Below are 972 nucleotides of genomic sequence, written 5' to 3' on the forward strand. Positions count from 1 at the left end.
TGGCGCCGCGGCAGGTGGCGCACCGCGGCCGGCAGCTGGCCGAGTTCGACCTGGACGGCGCGCTGGCGCGGCGGCCGCCGCTGATCCTGGTGGACGAGCTGGCGCACTCGAACGCGCCCGGCTCGCGCCACCCCAAGCGCTGGCAGGACGTCGAGGAACTGCTGGACGCCGGCATCGACGTGCTGACCACGGTCAACGTGCAGCACCTCGAGAGCCTGAACGACGTGGTGGGCGGCATCACCGGCATCCGCGTGGGCGAGACCGTGCCCGACACGGTGTTCGACCAGGCCGACGAGGTGGTGCTGGTCGACCTCCCGGCCGACGAGCTGCTGGCGCGCCTGAAGGCCGGCAAGGTGTACAAGGGACCGCAGGCCGAGCGCGCGGCCAGGAATTTTTTCCGCAAGGGCAACCTGATCGCGCTGCGCGAGCTGGCGCTGCGCCGCACCGCCGACCGCGTCGAGGACGACGTGCGCGCCTACCGTGTCGAGCAGTCGATCGGCGACATCTGGAAGACCGGCGCCGCGCTGCTGGCCTGCGTCGGCCCGCGGCCGGGCGGCGAGCACACGGTGCGCAGCACGGCGCGCCTGGCCAGCCAGCTGGGCACCGGCTGGCACGCGATCTACATCGAGACGCCGGCGCTGCAGCGGCTGCCGGCGGCCGAGCGCGAGCGCATCCTCAAGACGCTCAAGCTGGCCGAAGACCTGGGCGCGGCCACCGCCGTGGTGGCCGGCCACGACATCGCGCGCGCCGCGGTGGACTACGCGCGCGGCCACAACCTGTCGAAGATCGTGCTGGGCCGGGCGCACCCGACCTGGCCGTGGCGCCAGCCGCACATCAAGCGCCTGGCGCGCCACGCGCCCGACATCGACCTGGTGGAGATCGGCGCGCCCAGCAAGGAGGCGGCCGCCTCCGCCCGCGCGGCCGGCGGCGCCGGTTACGCAGCTTACGCCGGGAGCGACGCCAACGCCGCCA

The 972-nt window shown here is 74.4% G+C and carries 1 pseudogene; it reads left to right on the forward strand.

From position 1 onward, the window contains the following. Window positions 1-972: pseudogene (locus GTP90_RS35840) on the forward strand (two-component system sensor histidine kinase KdbD); the annotation flags it as partial.

The sequence above is a fragment of the Duganella vulcania genome, from assembly GCF_009857655.1.
Taxonomy (GTDB): Bacteria; Pseudomonadota; Gammaproteobacteria; order Burkholderiales; family Burkholderiaceae_D; genus Rugamonas; species Rugamonas vulcania.